The 22,818-nt window shown below is 49.6% G+C and carries 18 protein-coding genes; 9 read left to right on the forward strand and 9 right to left on the reverse strand.

All coding sequences use genetic code 11. From position 1 onward, the window contains the following. Window positions 1–103 precede the first annotated feature (103 nt). The 5 genes from ACCI49_RS02680 to ACCI49_RS02700 all read left to right on the forward strand — a co-directional run bounded on the left by ACCI49_RS02680 (window position 104) and on the right by ACCI49_RS02700 (window position 4,246). Window positions 104–1,612, forward strand: coding sequence for an aldehyde dehydrogenase (locus tag ACCI49_RS02680; protein WP_371837431.1), 1,509 nt, complete (start codon window positions 104–106; stop codon window positions 1,610–1,612). 199 nt (window positions 1,613–1,811) lie between these two features. Further along, entirely contained in the window at window positions 1,812–2,213 is a 402-nt protein-coding gene (locus tag ACCI49_RS02685; protein WP_371837432.1) for a hypothetical protein, read from the forward strand. A gap of 73 nt (window positions 2,214–2,286) precedes the next feature. Then, window positions 2,287–2,610, forward strand: coding sequence for a putative signal transducing protein (locus tag ACCI49_RS02690; protein WP_371837433.1), 324 nt, complete (start codon window positions 2,287–2,289; stop codon window positions 2,608–2,610). A gap of 374 nt (window positions 2,611–2,984) precedes the next feature. After that, entirely contained in the window at window positions 2,985–3,371 is a 387-nt protein-coding gene (locus tag ACCI49_RS02695; protein ID WP_371837434.1) for a SpoIIAA family protein, read from the forward strand. Window positions 3,372–3,484: 113 nt separating this feature from the next. Next, a complete protein-coding gene (locus ACCI49_RS02700) occupies window positions 3,485–4,246 on the forward strand; it encodes a TerC family protein (protein WP_371837435.1) in 762 nt (253 codons plus the stop codon). Window positions 4,247–4,707: 461 nt separating this feature from the next. Here the strand turns inward: ACCI49_RS02700 and ACCI49_RS02705 are convergent, their stop codons facing one another. The 6 genes from ACCI49_RS02705 to ACCI49_RS02730 form a co-directional block, all read right to left on the reverse strand. Next, window positions 4,708–5,304, reverse strand: a complete 597-nt coding sequence (locus ACCI49_RS02705; protein WP_371837436.1) for a lipase family alpha/beta hydrolase — start codon at window positions 5,302–5,304, stop codon at window positions 4,708–4,710. Between the two features lie 193 nt (window positions 5,305–5,497). Beyond that, window positions 5,498–6,367 (reverse strand): DUF5694 domain-containing protein, encoded by an 870-nt coding sequence (locus ACCI49_RS02710; protein ID WP_371837437.1) that lies wholly within the window; start codon window positions 6,365–6,367, stop codon window positions 5,498–5,500. Further along, the gene (locus tag ACCI49_RS02715) at window positions 6,364–7,191 is read right to left on the reverse strand and encodes a DUF5694 domain-containing protein (protein WP_371837438.1); all 828 of its coding nucleotides are present in this window, start codon (window positions 7,189–7,191) and stop codon (window positions 6,364–6,366) included. The genes ACCI49_RS02710 and ACCI49_RS02715 overlap by 4 nt, the downstream gene beginning before the upstream one ends. 197 nt (window positions 7,192–7,388) lie before the next feature. Further along, a complete protein-coding gene (locus ACCI49_RS02720; protein ID WP_371837439.1) occupies window positions 7,389–7,850 on the reverse strand; it encodes a YccF domain-containing protein in 462 nt (153 codons plus the stop codon). 485 nt (window positions 7,851–8,335) lie between these two features. After that, the gene (locus ACCI49_RS02725) at window positions 8,336–8,863 is read right to left on the reverse strand and encodes a nuclear transport factor 2 family protein (RefSeq protein WP_371837440.1); all 528 of its coding nucleotides are present in this window, start codon (window positions 8,861–8,863) and stop codon (window positions 8,336–8,338) included. Window positions 8,864–9,414: 551 nt separating this feature from the next. Next, on the reverse strand, window positions 9,415–10,335 hold the full coding sequence (locus ACCI49_RS02730; RefSeq protein ID WP_371837441.1) for a LysR family transcriptional regulator: 921 nt from the start codon (window positions 10,333–10,335) through the stop codon (window positions 9,415–9,417). Window positions 10,336–10,539: 204 nt separating this feature from the next. On the opposite strand from ACCI49_RS02730, the gene ACCI49_RS02735 reads away from it, so the two are divergent. The 3 genes from ACCI49_RS02735 to ACCI49_RS02745 all read left to right on the forward strand — a co-directional run bounded on the left by ACCI49_RS02735 (window position 10,540) and on the right by ACCI49_RS02745 (window position 14,460). Further along, entirely contained in the window at window positions 10,540–11,985 is a 1,446-nt protein-coding gene (locus tag ACCI49_RS02735; protein WP_371837442.1) for an NAD-dependent succinate-semialdehyde dehydrogenase, read from the forward strand. A 130-nt stretch (window positions 11,986–12,115) separates the two neighbouring features. Continuing rightward, the gene (aptA, locus tag ACCI49_RS02740; RefSeq protein WP_371837443.1) at window positions 12,116–13,429 is read left to right on the forward strand and encodes an omega-aminotransferase AptA; all 1,314 of its coding nucleotides are present in this window, start codon (window positions 12,116–12,118) and stop codon (window positions 13,427–13,429) included. A gap of 449 nt (window positions 13,430–13,878) precedes the next feature. Then, complete coding sequence (locus ACCI49_RS02745) at window positions 13,879–14,460, forward strand: HdeD family acid-resistance protein (RefSeq protein ID WP_371837444.1); 582 nt, start codon at window positions 13,879–13,881, stop codon at window positions 14,458–14,460. Between the two features lie 130 nt (window positions 14,461–14,590). On the opposite strand, the gene ACCI49_RS02750 is transcribed toward ACCI49_RS02745, so the two are convergent. Together ACCI49_RS02750 and ACCI49_RS02755 are read right to left on the reverse strand one after the other, a co-directional pair. Beyond that, the gene (locus ACCI49_RS02750; RefSeq protein ID WP_371837445.1) at window positions 14,591–17,323 is read right to left on the reverse strand and encodes a M1 family metallopeptidase; all 2,733 of its coding nucleotides are present in this window, start codon (window positions 17,321–17,323) and stop codon (window positions 14,591–14,593) included. A 137-nt stretch (window positions 17,324–17,460) separates the two neighbouring features. After that, a complete protein-coding gene (locus tag ACCI49_RS02755; RefSeq protein WP_371837446.1) occupies window positions 17,461–19,011 on the reverse strand; it encodes a CocE/NonD family hydrolase in 1,551 nt (516 codons plus the stop codon). A gap of 326 nt (window positions 19,012–19,337) precedes the next feature. Here ACCI49_RS02755 and ACCI49_RS02760 point away from each other — a divergent pair, with 326 nt between their 5' ends. Then, complete coding sequence (locus ACCI49_RS02760; RefSeq protein WP_371837447.1) at window positions 19,338–20,840, forward strand: hypothetical protein; 1,503 nt, start codon at window positions 19,338–19,340, stop codon at window positions 20,838–20,840. A 424-nt stretch (window positions 20,841–21,264) separates the two neighbouring features. Here the strand turns inward: ACCI49_RS02760 and ACCI49_RS02765 are convergent, their stop codons facing one another. Continuing rightward, window positions 21,265–22,770: an MFS transporter gene (locus ACCI49_RS02765; protein WP_371837448.1), complete on the reverse strand. Its 1,506-nt coding sequence runs from the start codon at window positions 22,768–22,770 to the stop codon at window positions 21,265–21,267. Window positions 22,771–22,818 lie beyond the last annotated feature (48 nt).

Consider the following 22,818-nt stretch of genomic DNA (forward strand, 5'->3'; position numbering starts at 1 on the left):
ACAGTTTGAAGGGGGGCTGGACCCAAATCTACTATCCCTTTTGATTTGTGATCACATTTTCGATATAACTCAGACAAATTATCTGTCTCAAACGAGGTGTGCCATGTCAGCGCAAAATAAAATCCCCGAAAACCTGCAGGAATGGCAGGCCCTGGCGGCCTCACTGAAGATCGAGGGCCGCGCCTTTATCAATGGCAGTTACGTCGACGCGCTCTCCGGTGAAACCCGTGCTACCCATAACCCCGCCAATAGTGAGGAGCTAGCGCAGATCGCCAGCTGTGGCCCAGCGGATGCCGACTTGGCAGTGCGTGTTGCACGCGAGACATTTGAGTCTGGCGTGTGGTCGAAAATGCCGCCAATGCAACGTAAGAAGATTATGGTGCGCTTCGCCGAGCTGATCGAAGAGCATATGGTGGAAGTCGCCTTGCTGGAAAGTCTGGATGCGGGCAAGCCTATTGGTGACACCATGGCCGTGGACGTTCCCGGTGCGGTGACCACTATCCGCTGGAGTGGCGAGGCCATTGACAAAATCTACGATGAAGTGGCGCCCACAGGCCCCGGTGAGCTGGGCCTGGTAACCCGTATGCCTCTCGGTGTAGTGGCTGCCATTGTGCCCTGGAATTTTCCCCTTTCCACTACTGCCTGGAAACTCGGGCCGGCTCTGGCTACTGGTAACAGCGTAATCCTGAAGCCTGCCTCCAATACTCCGCTTACTGCCATCAAACTGGCAAGGCTCGCTAAGGAGGCGGGCCTGCCCGACGGCGTACTGAATGTATTGCCTGGACCTGGCAACAGTTTGGGTAAGGCGCTGGGCCTGCATATGGATATCGACTGCCTGACCTTTACCGGTTCTACCGAAGTGGGCAAGACCCTCACCGAATATTCTGGCCAGTCGAACCTGAAGCGAACCTTCCTCGAATTGGGCGGCAAGAGCCCCAACATTGTGTTCGCTGATGCGGACCTGGATAAGGCGGCCGATGCCGCTGCACTGGCTATCTTCTACAACCAGGGGGAAACCTGTACCGCCGGCTCACGCCTGCTTGTGGAAAAGAGTATCACTGATGAGTTTATTCAAAAGGTGAGTAAGGCCGCCGAACGCTTTAAGCCGGGCCATCCCCAAGATCCGAATACGGTGATGGGCGCGCTGATCGACCGCAGTCAGTTCGATACTGTGGAGTTCTATGTGGCCAGGGGCCTGGAGCAGGGGGCACAACTGGTGTGTGGCGGCAAGCCGGTGGATGAGGTAGCTGGTGGCTACTATTACGAGCCCACGGTATTTCGCGGCGTGACCGGTGATATGACTATCGCCCGCGAGGAGATCTTCGGCCCAGTATTGTCGGTAATTGAGTTCGAGAGCGAAGAGGAAGCGCTCACCATTGCCAATGATTCCATTTATGGGTTGGCGGCGGGTATCTGGACCAACAATCTGGGCCGCGCCCATCGCATGGCCCGCGATATTTATGCGGGTTCCGTGTGGGTAAATAACTATTTTGGCGGTGATATCACTGTGCCTTTCGGTGGTTTCAAACAGTCCGGTAATGGCCGAGACAAGTCCCTACATGCCCTGGACAAGTACTGTGAGCTGAAATCCACCTGGATCGATCTGGGCTAACTTCCCATTAGCACAGATTTCAAAAAGGGCCGGCTTTTGCCGGCCCTTTTTTTTTGTCCACCCAGCCTTGTGAGCGCCGCGCTTGGCGTGAATTACCTAGTCAGCTATACCTAAGTTATTGCCCTTTCCAAAAGGCTTTGGCGACATGCTCGGTAGTGCGGGCTCAGTGCCCGCAGGGTTAACCATGTGTGGGAGTACCGTGTTGAAAAGAGTCTGCCTGTTTATCGTTATTCTGGCTGTTAGCGGATTGACACATTTACGGGCAGCGGAGGCCCCACCTCTTGGAAAAATCGCAGGGTTACTGGGTGTTGAGCGGATACAGGCTAATCAGGCCCGTTCCACCCCTGCGCGAAACCGTGTTAGCGACTGGGTAATGATTTTTGTAAACCATGGCGATACCGTGGAGAAGGGGCAACGCCTGGCGGCATATAAGAATGCCAGAGGTAGAACGGTCCTTGAATATATTGCCAGCCGCTCTGGTCGGGTGTTGGTGAATGGTCGAAATGCGCCAAATACCTTGGGTTCTGTACTGGAAATTATTACGGTTCCCCATGAGGAGTATTGTGAAGCAGAGGATTGCACTCTCGCTGCCTCGGAATAACCGGCTGCTTTAATTTGGTCCAGCTGCCCGGTGGGGTTACTCTGGGAGTTGTTACCAGCGGCCCTCTATTATTATGAAATTGATCTACACCCATGAAAATCGCCTACTGGTGGAGCTGGCCAAGAGTCGTCTCGAGGTAGCCGGCATTGCAGTGAAGTTGAAAAATGAATTTGCTCAAGGTGCATCCGGGGAATTGGCTCCGGGCCAAGTCTGGCCTGAATTGTGGTTGGAGCGAGACCGGGATTACGAGCGCGCCCGCCAGTTATTACAGGACGCTGAGGCGGAGCAAACCAGCTGGCCTTGCCCGGAATGCGGAGAAGAAAATGGTGCGGCATTTGATTTCTGCTGGCAATGTGGCAAAGCACGACCAGCGGTGAGCCACTCACGGGAGGGGTAAGTGATTTACTTCTTCCAATTTCTTTGGCTTGCCCGCAGGGTGTAAACCCAACGCCCTTGGCCATGCCAACGCTCGATACCACTAGCACCGGATTTGGGCGTGGAAAATGTGCGGGCATTAGTAGGCGAGCCCTGGATACTGATGCAACCCCTGAGGGCGAAGTCCCCCCCCCAAAAAAAAGATTGGGAATGGATTGCTGAACTTTTCGACTCTTTTGAAAATGAATTTTTCCTACCAGTGTCCCAGGGCCAAGGATATAAAGAAATTTCTATAGGAAGTGCTTGGAATAATATTCCCCCTCCTAAATTAGGTTTTCACGTCGGCAGTAGTACATTGTGCAATTATAGAGGCGTCTAAATAGGCAAGGAAAACATATGAGTGAACAACCCCACGGTGTCTCTATTGGGCTGGAGCAGGATGGTAATCATTTCTTTCTGACGTTGAGAGCTCGCGGAAAACTGACCCATGAGGATTACCAAACCATGGTTCCCATGTTGAACTCGGCTCTCGCCGGCGTCGAGCACCCGAAGATTGATTGTTTAATGGATGCCAGCGAATTGCAGGGTTGGGAGCCCCGCGCTGCCTGGGATGATTTCAAGGTAGGTTTGGCGCATGGTAGAGAGTTCAATCGTATTGCAGTTATCTCCGATAAACGATGGATGAAAGTGGCTGGCAAAGTAGGTAGCTGGTTTATTGGTGGGGAGTACCAAGTCTTTGAAAATGAAGCTGATGCCATGGCTTGGTTGCATGAAGAAGCTTAGAATAACCGATAGAGCAGCCTCGTATAGTCAGCGCTCAATCAAATTTTAGGAATATTCATCCCGATAGTTTGACATGAGCTGGAATAAAATAATTATCAAAAAGGAAGTTTTCCATGTTTGAGTGGGTAGTCAGTCCGGAGGCCTGGATTGCGTTGGCCACACTGGCGGCGTTGGAAATAGTATTGGGCATCGACAACATTATTTTTATTTCCATCTTGGTTGGACGCCTGCAACCAAAGCAACGAGAACCGGCCCGCTTTATCGGCATCACCCTGGCCATGGTTTCCCGTTTAGTACTGCTGTTTTCCATTGTTTGGATTATGGGACTGGTGGAACCTTTATTTAGCATATTTGGTATGGAAATATCAGGGCGCGATATTATCTTGGTTGGGGGTGGCCTATTCCTGATTGGCAAAGCAACCCATGAAATCCATAATAGCTTAGAGGGGGCAGAAACCGATGCTACTTCCCTGGGAACCGCCGGTTTTGGTGTGGTTCTGTTGCAGATTGCCATCCTCGATATCGTTTTCTCGCTCGATTCGGTGATTACCGCCGTAGGACTGGTGGATGAAATTTCCATCATGGCAATTGCCATTGTGCTTGCAGTGATCGTTATGTTGATAGCGGCCAAACCCATAGGTAATTTTGTTGACCGCCACCCTACGGTGAAGATTCTAGCACTGGCCTTCCTGATCATGGTGGGTCTCACACTAGTGGTAGAGGGGTTCGATGTACATGTGCCCAAAGGCTATATCTATTTTGCCATGGCTTTCTCCATGACAGTGGAGATGCTTAATCTGCGCCTGCGCAGTAAAAAAGAGCGGAAGACTCCACCAGTTAAATTGCATCACTCCCTGCGTGAAGAGGGTCATTGATATCCTTCAGCGCGGGTAATTTTCAAGAAATTGGTTAGAAGAGGTTCGCCCCAGTCTAATAACAAAAATGAAAATACCCGCTAAACTTTGCTCTTCTTGATTTTCAATATCAGGTAAGTTAACCCCAGGGCCAGAGTTGCAGCAGATAACCCTAAAAGCTCACTCGCACTCGACTTTTTCGAGGTTCAAAATAATAAATTTTCATGCGAGCGCCAGTATGGTAATCAGAACTACAACCGTTGTTTGAATAATGCTCTGTTGACATGTGACCACATACTAAAAAGGGGAAAGAATACTCTGCGCTCGGGACCGTATGAGGCATGGATGCCGATTACGAGCTTACTGGGATGCATTCACAGCGAATCTCGAGCGCAGAGTATTCTTTCCTTCTGACCCTAGGCTTTGGCTCAGCACTGTTCATTCCGAGCCCTCATGATGACGATTTCAGGGTGAGGGAAAAGTTATCCCATGCCTGTGATTACTTCTTTTTTCAACAGGGAGATAACCTTGCTGCTCATTGGCATTAATCGATGCAGTATAACCGGCACTTCATAGGATGTGCCTATTTCAAGTTTGGCACTGCTATGAGGCATAATAGTGACATCATATTTTGTCCAGATAGATACGGGCTCAGTAGCTTCCAGTACTCGAACACTTTGATTTAATCCGCGAAGGAATTCACTGCCAACTCGCAACTGCTTGCCGCCCTTGTAGGGAAGGAAATGAGCCCAGTAGCTGCCGTAGTGGGGGGAGGCGATAGAAATAAATTTATGCACCCTGTTAATGCCACTCATCGCCTGCAAATAATAGCGCGCTACAATGCCCCCCATGCTGAATCCCACCAGGGTGCAGGTTGTTTCTTTTTTCACTAGCTTTTCTATTTTTGCCATGAGCTGAGAAGAGAGATGCTCCATGCCATGCCAGCCGGAATTGTAGCGGAGGTGGATATAGTGGGCATCGAATCCTTCTTCGGCCAAAGCGCGTTGCATTCGCAACAGGGAGCTTCCGCGATCGAATATTCCAGGAATTAGCAGAACAGTGTGACTTTTATAGCTCATTGGTTGGCGTGCGCGTGGGTATTCAATAACAGAAAGGCGTCCCGACTTAACAGGTTTTCGAAGCCTGAAAGTAAAGAGTGTAGCCGGAGGATCAGGTATTCACGCTGTAGTTTACTGACTGCTGGCGGCCGGTCACTGGGAAAGGCGGGAGTGATTGGCTTATCCCTGGTGGGATAAGCCGCAAAGAGCCTATTTAGAGGTAGCTCTTGATGTCCCAGGCTTCGCGCTGAAGATCAGTGGCCAGAAGTGTTTTCATAAGGGCGGTATGACCTGAGCCCGCGATGGCGATAACCTTGGTTCCTGGTTGAGCCTTAGCCTGGATATTGGCATACATACGGAAGTTTCTATGCCACCAGCTGACTGATGCATCTGCCCCTGAAAAACCTTCACCTGAATCAATATCATTTACCATAAGATATAGATTCATATTTTTTTTGTCTCTCTCAACAGAGTTATCAATCTGGAGTAACTGTCGTAAGGGTAGCGTTTTGTGCTGCTTGCTAGCTAAATTTCCAAAATCTGCTATTTCTGCATCGAATATTTTTTTTCTTTCAGGTGCATTGGTACTCATATAGCTCATGAGTTTGGCCCCATCCCAATGCACTTGATTTTCATCATAGCAGATAACACCATTCAGTTTAGCTTTAGCTGCAATACGAAAGCCGAGCTGTTGGTGCTCATTGACTTCGAGTTGGTGTTCCCCATTGAGATAAGCTTGGAATTTTATATCTATCTTATCCTGGATTCTTGGGTCACATTCAAGCATTACGTGGGTGGGAGACTCACTTGCGAGTTTTTCAGTTAATTGCTCCAGATAAGCTTGATTTTCCGGTGTTAGCACATCAATAACATTTAGCTTTACTGTATCCCGGCCAGGGTTTGCGAAATGAAAGGTGCCGAATAACATTACCTGAGCTGGAGGCGCTTCCGGGCTGGTTAAGGCTTCTTTTTCCGCAGCCCAGCTTGCAGAGCAAGAAGATAAGATAATTATACCACTAAAGAATTTGATAAACTTTCTCATTTTTACCCTTATTTTCTCTCTATTATTTTTAATAATCATCATAGGTATTCATTAACTTCCCAAGAACGACGACTTTTGTCAACCTCCAGAAGGGTCTTTAGAATAGCAGTGTGACCAGAGCCCCCAATAGCGATTATTTTAGTTCCCGGTTGGGCTTGGGCCTGTATATTGGCGTACATTCGGAAGTTACGGTGCCACCAGCTGGCCGCTGCATCAGCTCCGATAAAATCTTGACCTGCACCGATATCATTTTCCATAATGTAGAGATTCATATTTTCTTTATCTTCTGCGGAATCATTATGAAATTGAAGTACCTGGCTCAAAGATAAGGTTGTATGCCTTTGAGAGCTATCATTACTGAGTTTTTTGATTAACTCGTCATGAATCTTTTTCCTTTTAGGAGTATTTTTTTCCATATAATCTCTAAGCTCGGCACCTCTCCAGTGCACATTTCTTTCGTCATAACATATCACACCTTTCAATTCTGCCTTTGCAGCGATACGGAAACCCAGCTGTTGATTTTCATTTAAACTTAGCTCGTGATTCCCATTTTTATAGGCGTTAAATTTTCGATCCATCATTTTTTGGCGTTGAGGTGGGCATTCAATCAGTACATGAGTGGGAGTTTCGTTTGCAAGTTTGCTAGTAAGCTCCTCCAGGTAATGTTGGTTTTCCGGAGTTAATACGTTAATTACTTCTGACTTTACTGAGTCCAGTCCAGGGTTATTAAAGTGAAAAACGCCAAATAGCATCACCTGGGCTGGACTTATCTTCTGCTCAGGTGAAATAGGATTCGCATGGGCAAAGCTTTTAGAGTTGATAGTTAAAGCAAGTGTGCCAGCTAAGATTGCGGTAAATGTTCTCATTGTTATACTCCCTCTTTTCATCTATTTGAGTGACGACTTTCACTCGAATTAAGACGCTGGAGAATCACAAAAAGATGCAGCAAAAAGAAAAAATTTGCTGCTTTTAATTGATATTATTCGGTACAAACATACCAAGTGTTGTTGTTTAGGTTGTCGGATTAGGCCTTACTATTAAGGGCGCTGCATTTTTATTAATGCTAGGCATTACCCCGCATTTGTGAAACGATGGTACTCGCATTCTTCATTCGTGCTGCCTGTGCCACTTCCTTGTACACAATAGTTTTACCAATTGGGGACAGGGAGATACCGGCAAGCTTCAGATGTTGTATCCCGAAAGGGATACCTATGATGGTCACAAAACAAGCAATAGCGTGTAGCAAGTGGCCAATAGCTAGCCAAATCCCCGCGAACAGGAACCAGATCACATTGCCCACAAAGCCGAATCCACTGGTGCCAATATCCTCATTCAGGGTCAGTTCTTTACGTGATATTGCTTCACGACCAAAGGGTAGAAATGAAAATTTACCCATTACAAAGCAGGCTCTCCCCCAGGGAATACCGATAATACTGATAAATGCAATTAGGGCAAAAAACCACCAGCATAGGCCCATGATAGCGCCACCCAATATAAACCAGAGGACATTTCCGAGAGTTCTCATTATGCTTCCTTGATAAAATCTACTGTATCAGGTTGATATTTTACGGCTTAATTCTACATATCCTTTATTTTTGAGTCTATTATGTTGCAAATACATATTGTTTCCTGCTTTATCGTAAATTACTCACTAATGGTTGGACGTTACAGTTCAGCTATTTGGATTCACTGAATAGATTATTTTTATCTCGGGAGTTAGCCTTCATAGTCGCCCGCGGAAAACTGGCGCAGATACGTGAGCTGATATTTCGTAGGCATGCGCTGACTTACGCCCACCCGCGGCACATCTCCGCACTGCGTTCCCGGTGTTACTAAATAGGTGAATGGGATGAATATGCTTCACTCGAGATCGCATAAGGCGTGGATACCGATTACAAGCGTGCAGGGACTGAGTCACAGCGTGTCACAGAAAATTTTTTCTCAACTTCCTACCCTAGAGTAATAGCTATTGATAGCGTTAGTGCTTTAGAAGTACATTTAACTGGATACTTATTGAATCAGCTGATTGACGGGGGCATTTATATTTAGAAGTCGTTCACATTGATCTGAACCAGTTACGGGTAGCTTTTCGTGGAGAAGCCCGAGTTGCATTAATGCCGAACCTTGATCCCAGTAAATATGCTCTGATTTTATCTTGTCGTCCGCAAAAGCGATTACGGCGACGTGTGGTAATACGATTTTTCTATCTGTGGGTTTAACCCCTGGCGCAAACCACTCCATTCTTACGGTATGTGTGAATCGAATAATAAACTCATCAATAATACGATTTTGCCCCACACTTCTAGTCAGTAATTGCATATCAATATCTTCGGGCATTTGAGGTATAAAAATGTCTCTATAAAAACGACGTAAATTTTCCTTCCCTGTGGCTCCTGTGTTTACAGGTACATGAATAAGCGTAGGATTATCCGTCATAGTAGCGATGGCGGCATCCGCGTCCTTTTTTTCGAACTCAGCTGCCATGTGTGCCTCCCAGACATCTATTAATACCTTCTCGTGCTTTTTATAGTTTGTCATTTGTGATCTCATTTTTGAAAATATTTTCTGTCTCAAGAAAATATTAATTAACTTTAATATCTTTTATTCGAAAAATTTATTGCCACCGACTTTTGGGGCTTGGTAGTTGGTGGTTTCTTAGCTATGAATACAAGTCTATGAGGGCGTCACAGCAAGATTGGTATGCCATTGATGTGGCAATACTTGTTCGTCAGTACTCGCAGAGCAGGGTAGCAAGGAATCTAAAGGAGTACCTTAATTACGGCAGTTTTTCGTCAGTGTGGCGTTCAATGAAACTATTTTGATAAGAATATTTTAACTCTACCTAACGTCATTGAAAATAAACTGCCTTTGTTTGTTGATGGGCCATGCACTTCGATCTGTATATTAGTTGAGCTGGGAAATAGTGGCTGTTGGCGTTGATGTGTCTCTCAGCGTCCATTGCTCAAAATGGTGCTTCCAGAAAAGTAAAATTGATCTGCTTCTCTTATTTTCGTCGCTTGACTTTCGTATTCTTTAGAGAAGTAATCATGCTGACAGTTTTGGCTGATTTTGGGGCTTCCCTATATTAATCATTTGCGTACCACCAAAGCGTTCAGAAACAACTTGATTGCTGGATGTTCAGCCGCACTCCTCTTAAAAGTTGCCGCATTTTGAATACTGTAATAAAACCTCTCAGGTAATAGGGGTACTAGCACACCTGTCTCCACATATCTATGCGCAAGATATTCCGGCAGAAACCCAATAAAGCAGCCGGACAGGATCATGGCGAGTCTTGCAGCCATATGGTTGGCCGTGGATCGTTTGGGAAACAGCCGATAGAGATGCGCTGCACCGGAAAGAACGGCATGGCTGGGGGCGGCTAGCTCCTGTTCTGTAAGCAGCTCTTCACTAATCTGATCAGCCTTGGCACAAGGGTGATTGGCACTGCAGTAGAGGATGGATTGGTGTCGGAATAGAGGTTGGTACTCCAAGCCGGGCCTGTGTGAATGCAGGGGATTGATGCCAACATCGGCGCGGCCGGCGAGGATTTCTAATTCCAGCTCTTGGGGAGCGGCCAGTTGGACCTCCAGATGCAACTGGGGGGCCTGCTCCCTGAGGCGGGCAATGGTTGCGGGCAGATCCAGCTGAGGGATTTCCAGAACGTCATCCGGCATCACCAGGCGCAGGGTGCCGGTGAGCTGGGACTGAATGGCATTAACCTGGCTTCTAAATGTGTCCAGATGTCCATCCAAGTCCAAAATTGCCTGGTAGAGGGCTTCTCCCTCTGGTGTCAGTTTGAAATCGGCGCGTCCACGGGAGCGCAGGCACAGCTGCATGCCCAGGCGGGTCTCTAGGTCGGAGATATGGACACTTATGGTGGAGCGTCCGATATTGAGCGCCACTTCCGCTGGGGCAAGGCCACCGGCGCGCACCACTTCGCGAAAGACTCTCAGCAGACGGAGATCCATATCGCTGAGGCGACCACCCAGAGCATTTTTTGTCTTGCTCATTTGCCGAATTTTTCCATGTTTTCAGTAATTTTTTGCCGTAACTTAGCACTGCTAGGCAGCCTTTAGGGGAAAGGTCTTAGCTGATTTGAGATAAAGTTTGATAAAACTAAATTTTAGTTGCAAAAATACTACTATTCTCCCCCCCTAGCTGCGGCCAGAATCGCCGCAATACTATTAATAACACCCAATTATCAGGAGTTTCCGGTGAAACTGGCGAATCCAGACCTGTTGAAGTTTCAGAACTATATCGATGGCGAGTGGCGGGATGCCGAGGGCACTGCGGAGGTGCGTGATCCGGCCAATGGCGAGTTGCTGGGCAAAGTGGCTGATGGTTCAGCAGCAGATGCAGAGGCAGCTGTAGCTGCAGCCAGTGCTGCATTTCCAGAGTGGAGTCGTCGCACTGCCGGTGAGCGCGCTGCAGTTCTCAAGCGGTGGTATCAGCTGATTATGGATAACAGTGAGGATCTGGCACGTATCCTTACTCTGGAGCAGGGTAAGCCGCTGGCAGAAGCCCAGGGAGAGATTATTTATGGCGCCTCCTTTATTGAGTGGTTTGCGGAGGAGTGTCGCCGAGCCTATGGCCAGACAATCCCTAGCCATAACCCGGGGATGCGCCTTAGCACCATCCGTCAGCCGGTAGGTGTTGTGACCTGTATTACCCCGTGGAACTTTCCCAATGCCATGATTACCCGCAAAGCGGCGCCTGCGCTGGCAGCTGGCTGTACCGTGGTGATCAAACCCGCTCTCGAGACCCCGCTTTCCGCACTGGCTCTTTGTCGGCTGGCAGAAGAGGCTGGCCTGCCCAAGGGCACTATCAATGTTGTGACTGGCACTGATGCGCCTGGCATCGGCAGGGTACTGACCCAGGACCCCCGTGTTGCCAAATTCACTTTCACTGGTTCCACTGCTGTCGGCAAGCTGCTAATGGCCCAGTGCGCCAGCACGGTGAAGAAGATGTCCATGGAGCTGGGTGGAAATGCCCCCTTTATCGTTTTCGATGATGCAGATATCGACACCGCAGTGAAGGCCTGTGTAGCGACCAAGTTCCGCAATGCCGGCCAAGTGTGTGTAGCCACCAATCGTATCTATGTGCATGAATCTGTGCACGATGAGTTCGTAGAACAACTGCGTGCTGAAGTGGCTGCACTGAAGATTGGCCACGGCACAGAAGAGGGGGTGAATATGGGCCCGATGATCTTCCGCCGTGCGGTAGATCGCGTTCAGGGCCTGGTACAGGATGCGGTAGCGGCTGGCGCCAAGATCGAAATTGGCGGTGAGCAGCTGCCAAATGGCGAGAACTATTTTGCCCCGACCCTGATCACCGGTGTTACTGACAATATGCGCATTGCTCAGGAAGAAAATTTTGGACCGATTGCGGCAGTGCAGAAGTTTACCGAGGAAGATGATGTAGTTCGCCGTGCTAATGATACTCCCTATGGCCTGGCCGCTTATGTAATGAGTGAGAATATTCGTCGCGCTAACCGAGTGGTCGAGGCGCTTGAATACGGCATGATTGCCTGCAACACCGGGGTTTTCTCCACTACGGTCGCACCTTTTGGCGGCACCAAGGAGTCCGGTATTGGTCGCGAGGGCGGAGTTGAGGGTATGGCCGAATTCTACGAGACCAAATACTGCTGCTTCGGTGCTTGACCCACAGGTCCGAACGGTAATGCCACGCGCTTGTCTGAAATTGCACAAGCGCCTGGACAGATTAGCGGGAGCCAATGGCTCCCAAATCCGAATACATTGAAATTTCAGGGAACTTGCGGAGATACAGTTTATGTCTGAGATGCAAACCAGCGCTTTCTGGATGCCTTTTACCCCCAATCGCACCTTTAAATCCGCACCGCGGATCGTGGAGCGCGCTGAGGGCATTTATCTCACCGAAAAGGGTGGACGCCAGATTATTGATGCAACCGCTGGCCTCTGGTGCAGCAATGCCGGTCACGGTCGTACCGAAATTGCTGAGGCAATATACCAGCAGGCAAAAACTCTGGATTACAGCTCTATTTTTAATTTCGGTCACGAGCTGGGCTTTGAGTACTCCGAGCGCTTGGTGAAGCATACTCCAGACGGCCTCAACCATGTATTTTTCGGCAATTCCGGTTCCGAAGCGGTAGAGACTGCATTGAAAATTGCCCTGCAATACCAACGCGCACGAGGCAAGGGCACCCGCACCATGTTTATCGGCCGCGAAAAGGGTTACCACGGGGTGAACTTCGGTGGTATCTCTGTGGGTGGTATCGCTCCGAATTACCAGAGCTTTGGTCAGCCGGTTAAAGCCAATCATATGCGCCATACCCTGGATATTGAGCGCAATGCTTTCAGCCGTGGCCTTCCTGAGCATGGTGTGGAACTGGCGGAAGACCTGGAGCGCCTGGTGGCCTTCCACGGTGCAGATCAAATCGCTGCGGTAATCGTTGAGCCGTTTGCCGGTGCTGGCGGTGTGGTACTACCCCCGAAAGGTTACCTGCAGCGTTTGCGTGAGATTTGTGACAAGCACGATCTGTTGCTGATTTTTGATGAGGTAATTTCCGGTTGGGGCCGCACGGGCTCCGCGTTTGGCTCCATCGAATTCGGCGTGACCCCGGATATGATCACCTCCGCCAAAGGTATTACCAATGCGGCAGTGCCTTTGAGTGCGGTCTTTGTGAAAGACGATATCCATAACACCATTATGGATGCGGCCGCTGAGGGTATGGTGGAATTCTTCCATGGCTACACCTACTCCGCGCATCCAGTAGCTTGTGCTGCAGGTATGGCAACCCTGGATATCTATGAGCGCGAAGGCCTGCTAACTCGTGCATCTGGTGAGATCGGCCAGCATTGGGAAAATGCCTTGCACAGCCTGGCGGATATGGACAATGTGATTGATGTGCGCAACTACGGCTTGGTTGGTGCGATTGAACTGCGTGCGCCGGAAAACCTGAAGGGTAAATTCGGGGCCAAGGCATCTGGCATGGCCTGGGAGGCAGGAGTGATGGCCCGAGGTATTGGTGATGCCCTGTGTATGTCCCCACCACTCATTATCGAAAAGCACGAGATTGATGCAGTTGTCGATAAGCTGCGTGGTGTTATCGGCGAGTTGGTCTGATTAACCTTTCCGGCAGCCTTCGGGCTGCCGGCTTATTGCAATGTTCCCAAGACCCCTCCTCTCACTTTTCCTTACCAGTGGTTAGGAAGTAAAGAATAGGCTCCTAACTGCACAGCTTTGTGCTTTCCAGGTGCCTTATACACCTCACTTCTAAGCCCGTTTGGCTAATAACTCAAATCGCCAAGTGCGGCTACACTGGAAGTAGTGGCCCGCGGCGCGATCACGGTCTTTGCAGAGTCGACTAGTTGGTCGCGCTCGTGGGCCGCCTTTCATTGAGCCAACGCCGAGCGATAGACACCTTTGCCGGATTTATAGTTTTTCTAGGGTGGGGATCTACTAATTTAATCAACAGCTTTTTTGCCAGCAATTAGAAAAATATTTCAAAAAACTGGTAGTTCATGGTTTGTGACGCTTAAATTAAAAAAGATGTACTACTCGGTGACTGCTCTATGTCCACTGATACTTCCTCCCTTTCCTCCGGCCCCATATTACAGGTGCTTTCTGCAAACTGGTGGCTATTATTGCTGCGCGGCATAATCGCAGTGATTTTCGGGGTGCTTACTTTTATCTGGCCCGGACTGTCACTACTTACCCTGGTTTTCCTATTTGGTATTTATGCCTTTCTCGATGGCATTTTCTCTCTGGTGGCGGCAGTGATGGGGCGGCACAAGTCTACGCCCTTGTGGTGGCTGATTGTATCCGGCCTGGTTAGCTTGGCTGCGGGTATAGTAACTTTTATGTACCCACAGATAACAGCGTTGGTATTGGTAATTTTTATTGGTGCCTGGGCTCTGGTGCGTGGAATTTTTGAGATTGTCGGTGCGATTCGCTTGCGCAAGGAGATTGACAACGAGTGGCTGCTGATTGCCATTGGTGTACTTTCGGTAATTTTTGGTATTGCAATCCTGGTGAGTCCAGGGGCAGGCGCCTTGGCGCTGGTGTGGGTGATAGGAGCCTACGCAATTATTTTTGGGCTGCCGATGATCTGGCTGGCATTCCGCTTGCGCAAGCACAGTAAAGGTGAATCCTGAGGTTTTGAGCAAGTAAGCCGGGAAGGTAATCCTCCCCGACATTGGTAGTAAAAATTTCCCTTTCTAGGGAGGTATTTTTTACTGGAATAAAAAGCGCAATTAAAATTAGCGTTGTAGTATCAGATCAGTATCAGTTGTTTTGGGCGAGGCCAACCGACTTCGGCAAAGCTTCCATCAAGGACTGCCCCTTTTTCTCCAGTGCCATACACAGCTGTATACGCTCTTCTGTTTGCGCCAGGCTGCGTTGGTAACCTGGGGTGAGGCCGCCGTGCTTGGCAAACAACTGCTGTAATTCCTGCAAGCGTTTTGCATCACAGAAAACACCGGCGAAAGCCGGGGTGCGGCGGCGAATTTGGGCCGGAATTTTATCCACAACCTTGTCAAAGTTCTCGCGCAGCCACTGCCAGTTTTGCTCTTGTACTTCAGGCTGGGCCAGGGAGTACTGAATCAATGTGAAGGCTTCCCGGGGTCCCATTTCTTCGCTGAGGGCCAACTTCTGCACGATCTCTAATTGAGCGGGATTGTCACTACTGCCAATAGCGCTGGCACTGGCATTTTCGAAGCGCGGATCATCCAATTCACCGCGCACTTTTATCAAGTGCGACAAAAAGTCATCACCGGCATCCTGTACGGCTACGGTCAACGCTGGACTATAGAGGTCAGAGTCCAGCGCTTCAGGGTCGCGGGCTGTTTTGTAACCGGTGAATGCAGTGGCTTTTTCCACTAACTGCTTGCGCGTATCTGGATCGCCGGCCACCAATGCCATAAAGCCGAGCAGTTCACTGTGCAGCATTTGCTGGTCGGGTTCAGTGCTGTTGGCACTGTTGTTTAGTAGCGGTAAATACAGGTTTTGAGCAAAGTTTAAGAATGCAGAGCGCTGCTCTTCACTCAAATAGTTTTCCCGGTACTTGCGCAGGTAGTTTAATGGCAAGGTGATGACCTGCCGTTTTTCCACCCTGGCAGATTGGCGTACAACTTCAAGTAACTGAGCTGCTGGCAGCTTGCCGGCCTCGAAGGCGGCAAAGGCGCTGTCGATAATGGACAACTGCTCGGTGGGGGCGAACTCTGCAAAATGTTCGAGCAGGGCCTGCCACTGGGCTTCAGGCAAGTTCCAGCGGTAATACCCGCTGCCCAGGGCGTTCGGCATTACCCAGCTCGGGCAGCTATTGCCGGCAATATTCAGGGTTTCTTCTTTGCGGGTCAGTATCTGGCATTGCTGCTCACTGCTGGCACTGCTAAAGCAGAACGGGATGCTCCACTTTTGCCCGGCCTCTTCAATGGGAGAGCCCAGGGCTTTGTAGCGGCTTTGGCTTACATGTAGTTTCGCCTGGGATGGGGCCGTGCAATCCAGTAACAGCTCGAGCTGAGGTACACCCTTTTGCTCAACGAAACTGCGGAAAGCCTCTGTCAGTTCCGGAGTATTGGTCTCTTCGCCAATAACTTTGTAGAAGGACGGCGAGTCCGCTTCCCCATCACTAAAGGTCTCCAGGTAGCGACCCAGGGCCGGGCGAAAACGCTCGGCTCCAAAATAGCTGTCCACCATATTGATCACACCGAGACTCTTTGAATAGGTGATGGAGTCATAGGCGTTACGGATATTGTTGTTGTCAGTCACCGGTTCGCGAATAGCGCGAGTACTAGCCAGGGAATCCAACTGCATAGCGCCGATGGCGTAAGTCGCGGCGTTCAGGTCGTGGCCACCTTCCGGTTCCATAATGCGCAATACCAATGGTTCTCCCCAGGTGGCAAACCCTTCCTTCAACCACAAGTCATCCCACCAGGGCGGAGTTACCTGGTTGCCAAACCACATATGGGCGATTTCATGGGCATGTACCTCCACCAGGGCCAGGCGGGCACCGGGGGCGGGATTATCACCTACCAGTATGCGCTGTTCGCGATAGGTGATGGCGGCAGATAACTCGGTAGCACCACTGGGCCATTGGGGCGCTGCGATAATGTCGAGTTTCTTGAAGGGGTAAGGGCGTTGTAGCTGGTTTTCGAAGGTTTCCACCATTTTGGGGGTGATATCGAGGATATAATTCATATCGCCACCACGGCCCTGACGGGCAAAACCACGTAGTGGAATAGGCTCTTTGCGATATTTACTCGGTGGTATGGCCGGGCGCTCGACGATATCGAAGGGCCCCACCGATAGAGACAGCAAGTAAGTGGACATGGGGGGCGTAGCAGCAAAAGTCACCTTCTCCATGCCTTCACCAGCGGCTTCACGTTTTAGCTCGGGTCCATTACTAATAGCGGCATAGCCTTCAGGTACAGTCAGGCTGATAGAGAAGGTCGCCTTGAGGCCGGGCTCATCAAAGCCAGGCAGGTATTTACGTGCCTGGATCGACTCGGACTTGGCCAGGGCATAGGTGCTGCCCTGCTCTTCAACCTTAAACAAGCCCGCCAAGTTGCGATCAAAATCGGCACTGTAGTCTATAAGTAGCGTGAACTTGCCGGCGGGTAGCAGTTCGGCAAATTCGATAGCAGCCACACCGCTATCGAGTACCTGGCGATATTGAGCAGGGATTTTACGCCCATCAGCCAGCTGTGCCTTGATCACACCTACGTCGAGGTTTTTGCCGTGTAGCCAGATATGGTTGGCAGCCTTCGCCAGCTGGATATCGATAGCGACACTGCCGCTAAAGGAATCCTGGCGAGGATCCAGGTTGAGGTCGAGCCGGTAGGCGGTGGGGCTCACTCCCTGTGGCAACTTGCCCTCTGGGGCATCACTCAAATCCAAGGTTACAGCCGAGGTGCTGGTCTGCTGTTCGGGTTCCTGCGCGGCCTTTTCTGCCGGGTTGCAGCCGACTACAGACAGTAAAGCCGCGGCCAGCAGGGCAAGCGGTATCTTCTTGTTCATAGGGAGAGGGTACTTTGCCTAAAAAGGGACCATTGTAACGGTTTGGCGAAAAATACGCCTAGCCCTGAAGTGGTTTGATCGACAGCGAGAAAAAAGCCCGGCCGGGAGATCTGCCGGGCTTGTTGCGGGAGGGTTTCTTACAGGTGCGGAACTGTCAGGCTGGAAACCTTACTGCTGCTATAAGGCACTGTGATGGTGTAGTTGGTGTCTTCCGGTTTCTTATAGATGGGGCCCTGGGTATCAATGGCCATAACTACGCGGTGGCCGGCGGGTACGTTATAACTAGTAGTAAATAACTCAACTTCGATTTTTTGCTTCTTGCCGGGCTGGTCGGTACGCACTGTAATTGGTGCATGGGTGATCAGGCGGCCAAGGCCAAAGAGGCTGACATCGTAGAGGTGTACATTGAGTTGAACCTCCTCCTTACTGGGTTCAATCCACATTTCCAGCTTAGGCGCGCCGCGAATTTTCAGGGTTTCTGACTGTCTTGGTGACTTGTACTCAATGGCATAGTAACCGTTGATCGCCATCATTGGCGCGTACACTGGGATACCAAAACCTTCGAGGGCATCGGAAATCAATGGGATACCGGTACCAGCAAAAGTATCCCAGCCCCCGTGGAATTCATTACTCCAGCTCCAGCCATCGTACTTGCCGCTCTCCATACTGCCACTGTTAAACATGGTGAAGCGTGGTTGCAGATACCAAGTGGTGCTCTCTCGGGTTACCGGATAGTCTTCGTAGTGCTCCAGCTCATTACTGATGCGCACTGTCATATCCACTTTAGGCTCGCGGTTGATACCGTTGTCTTCGCCTTTCAGGTGGTGATCGAACCAGCGGAAGCTGGTGGACCATATATGGCCATCGTTGCCAGAGAGGGTCTCGGTAATGGCGTGGGTGCCAGGATTCAGCATTAGCTTTTTGGGGCCCTCAAGCAGGGAGTAAAAGTCAGTCATGCTGTTGGGCTTAAACAGATAATCGGCAAAGTTATTAGATACCAGTACCGCAGTGCCGTTTTTGTTCAATTGGTCGACATAGCTTATCGCCGAACGTTTGGCACCGAACTCTATGACCTGTGCCATGTTCTGACCGCTGCGGAGGTCATCCCAGACTTGTTCCAGTTCAGCTTCTTTGTCGAAAGCAGTTGTAACAAGCAGACTGCCCCAAACCAGGTTAACGGTCTCATTGGGGTATAGGGCTTCAACTACGTCGGCCCAACCGGACAGCGCGGCTACCGCATCAATGCGAGGGTCTTGCGCAGCGCTTAGCAGGGAAATGCCACCTCCATAGGAAATACCGGCCATTCCCAATTTGCCCACAGAGTAATTGGATTCGAGCCAATCAATCAGCACACCTACATCGGCGATGCTGTTCTCTCCGGCTACGTCTACCAGCCCACCCGAGTGGCCAAAGCCGCGGGTGGAGTAGCTTAATACCAGATAGCCATTCTCTGCGAGTTCTTTGGCCTGGAAATGGTATTGGCGTTTCTCAAGGCCCCAGCTGTTGGTGAAGATGACGGTGGGGTAGCCCTCTGCAGGTGCTGGGGTTTCCGGCACAAACAAGTTGGCATCGAGTACAGTTCCATCAAAAGAGGTAATATCCAGATCGGAGATATATTCGGGTGCCGACCAGGCATGGGCTGACATCAAGGCGCCGCCGAGCAGCGCCAGTAGTGGTGCAGTTTTCATTATGTTTCTCTCATCAAAGCAGATTAATTATTATTTTTTTGACCAGAATCTCTACCACGGTCAACTGCTGAATATAGAAGCTAGTCCTCTTTTTGTATGCCAACAGTGTCAAAATTGAGAGGTTTATCTCTTTGATTGGCGCTGTCAGCATCGGCTTTTGCAACTGTTTTTCAAACATACCTCATGGCTTGCTGGTCACATAAAAATAGCCTCAAGGGTGTTTTGTGATCAAATTGTTCTTTTTTTAACCAAAAAAAAGCGGTAATGTGTGTTCTTCACTGTTTGGCCATGGAGGGCTTCGGCAACAATGACTGGTGGCCCGAACTATGGTTTCTCGCGCAGCTGTTTTATTAGTAATTTTTTTCGGTTTTGTGCTCACTGCCAATGCTGCTCCCCGCTATCTCGGGGAGGAAATTTGGTATGAAGTGAATAGTGAAAATTTTCGTGTAATTACTGATGGCGACCCCAATGCGGTAAAAAGCCTGGTTGCTGATCTGGAGCGCTATCGCGCGGTAGCGATTAAGCTTCTGGAAGTGGATCCCAATAGTCCAAAGCTCACTATTTACGCTGCAGGAGATCGCGAAACCTATGCTGGCCTAGTGGGGGCGGAACTCGCCGATATGACTAACGGCCTATTTGATACCCCTGCAGAGGGCAGCTATGCCTTAGTAAATCTGGATGGTCGCAGCGTAGAGAAGCAGCTTAAAGCTCGTGAATTCCTCTTCCATGAGTATACGCACTTCCTGTCCTATAACGGCAATACCACGCATTTCCCCTATTGGTACAGCGAGGGCTTTGCTGAATTTATGGCAACCATGTCCTTTCCCAAGAAGGGCCGCTATGAGTTGGGTGAAATCCCGCAAGAACGGGCTCGGACCCTGATGTATGCAGGCTTGATGCCTTTGGACCAGCTGCTGCGCGCAACCGTATATAACACCGATGCAGAGGAAAAGGCTGATGTTTATGCCAGTGGTTGGTTGCTATCCCATTGGCTGATGATGGAAGGCGATAAGGCGGAAGAATTTAAGCAGTTCGTCAAAGCCTACAATGATGGTGCTGATCCGGTGAAGTCACTGGAGAAAGCCCTGGGCATGTCGGTTGACGAACTTGAAAAGGAATATGTTGCCGCATTTGATTCAGGGGAATACGAAGTCGTCAGTGGAGAAATCCCTGCGGACTTTAAAGAAGCCAAACCCCAGGTGAGGCGCTTACCAAAGCGCGAGGCCGTCGATGTACTGGCAAATTTTATTGCCCAGTCCGGTTACAACCTTCAGGCTTTGGATGACCTTTTGACTTATGCATACCACACCGGCATTTACAGTACTAAGCTGGCTGCCATCAAAGCTAGTGCGGATTTGCGTATGGGAGACTTCCCTCAGGCCAGTCACCTGCTCGCCAGTGTGCCGCGCAATGATCGCCATCAGCCTTGGTATCTCAGTGCGCATGCATGGCTGACAGTTAATCAGCAGGCCACGGTTCCCAACAATACGCGTGATCTGCGCAGTCTGAAAAAAGCCCGTGAAGAGTTTAAATACTTGGTTGACAAGGAACCGACAAATGCCTCTCACTGGTTTGGCCTGGCTATGGCCATGGAAATGTTGGGTTATCCTCGGGATGAGTATATGGAGAAACTGGAGCAGGCCTACATCCGTGCACCTCGCGAGCTGCATATTGCCCAGTGGCTTGCGGAAGAGCTTTATCAACAAAAAGATGCGGAGTACTTTGCACGGGTTGCAAAGCCGCTGATGTTCGAAATCCCCGATGAAGATGAGAGTAAACAAATAAAAATGAGATTGGCGGAGCTACAGGGCAAACCTAAATCCATATAATAAAAATAAGAGGCTCATCTAATAAAAGAAGGCTTGTCACTCCGTGTAAGAGACAACCTATAGTCGCCAACGTATATTTGCCCGGAAACTGAGTTTGCCGGGCTTTTTTATGGGTATTATTCTGAGGCTCCCGAATACGATTTTCCGCAACAGCGGCAATTTCGTAAGGAGAAAATATTAGCGGTGACTAGAGGGTGTAAATAATTCTGTGTAACCGCTACTGCTCCTCAATAACCTCCTAGTCCCACTTGATCTTATCCACCCTCTTTATGGTGATAAACAGGGGTTCATCTCAAAGACGTAAATTCCCTCATGCAAACCTTATTGGACATTCCATATCCAAAGCTTCCAATTTGCTTAAGGGCTGCTACTAAAAAACGGTATTGGGAAAAACAACCCTATTGGAAGTGCCCTCTCTATTCGGTCACCTAATTTCATCAAGTGCCTTGCCTGTCATTTCTATCCGGAACGTCCAGGTCACCATGGCGCCAATTAGGGAGGTCACAGCGATGCTTGCAAGCAATATGCCCGCGCCAATATCATCAAGCAAAATCGGGAAGAGAAATGCGATGGTAACACCACCGAGCTTAGAGATCGAAGCGGCCAATCCCGCGCCCGCGCCGCGATAACGCGTTGGGAAGACCTCGCCAGCAATCAGGTAAGTCTGAGCGTTGGGGCCCAGATTGTTCATAAAATTGAACAGCATAAGGCCAACAAAAATAAGGGGCAACTGTATGCCTGTCCCCAAAGATTCACCGTAGGAAGCAATAAAAAGACCGAGTGCACAGCCGACAAAACCAAGCACTTGTAACCGGATACGTCCAACCCGATCCACGAACACAATGGCGAAGATGATCCCAACAATCAGCATCACATCTATCAATGCTGCCCCTTTTGCCGCCTCGATTTTATTGTAAATAACTTCCGAGATGGAACGCACATGTAGTGGGGCATGTCCCAACACGCCCGCCAGCATCGCTGGTGTAAAGATTCCGACCCCATAGGTACCCAGGTCCTGTAGGAACCAGGGCACAGCCGAGAGCGTGATGGCTTTTCGAGCCTTCTTATCCTTGATTAATTGCCTGACACTAGTGTGATTTTCATCCGAACTAATAGAATCATCTGTCTTTAGAAGGAACTTTGGAGGGTAAGGGGGATTCCTCTGCAAAAGCTTGCTTATGGACCTCTCTGCCTCGGGCATCCGTCCTTTTGTCAGGAGCCACATCGGACTTTCGGGAATATAAAAACGTCCGATTGTGATCAAAATAGCTGGAACAATTGCCGCAGAGTACATATAACGCCAAGCTCCTAGGGAGGGGAACCAGGACAGAACCAGAAATGCTAGGCCGGTTCCCACCAACGCTCCAACAGCCTGAAAACTAAAAGCTCCCAGGACCAGGCGGCCGCGTATGCGGGACGGCATGTTCTCCGAAATCATCATATGTGCTGTCGGATAGTCACACCCCAGCGCCAATCCCAAGCCGAAAAGAGATATAACTATTACGATGTAAGACTGTGCGAAGGTCAAAATTACCAGAAAAATGATGAATATGATCATTTCAGCAATGAACAATTTTCGCCGACCATAGTGGTCACTCAATCCACCAAGTGTGATTGCTCCAATTAAAATACCAAACAAGGTCGCTGCTGTCACAAACCCTACGCTGACAGCAGACAGACCAAATTCCCTGGCAATCAAGGTGTGAGACACGCCGGTCATGAAGACAATCATACCCTCAAAAAATTTACCGGCGGTCGAAAGCCACCAGATTCGCCACTGCATAGGCGTAAAGATATTTTGGGGGATGGGGGTTCCGTCGCGCCAAATGGGTGTTTCGTCAATATAGTAATCTGCCGAACGGTGTTCACTGAACTTGGGATTGCCTGTTAATGGCGGATGTGAAGTGCCATCGGACTCATTTCTCTCCATGACTACCTTCTTAAATATCCATATAACTTTTGAGGATCTCTAGCGTTC

It is taken from the genome of Microbulbifer epialgicus, from assembly GCF_041447265.1.
Classification (GTDB): Bacteria; Pseudomonadota; Gammaproteobacteria; order Pseudomonadales; family Cellvibrionaceae; genus Microbulbifer; species Microbulbifer epialgicus.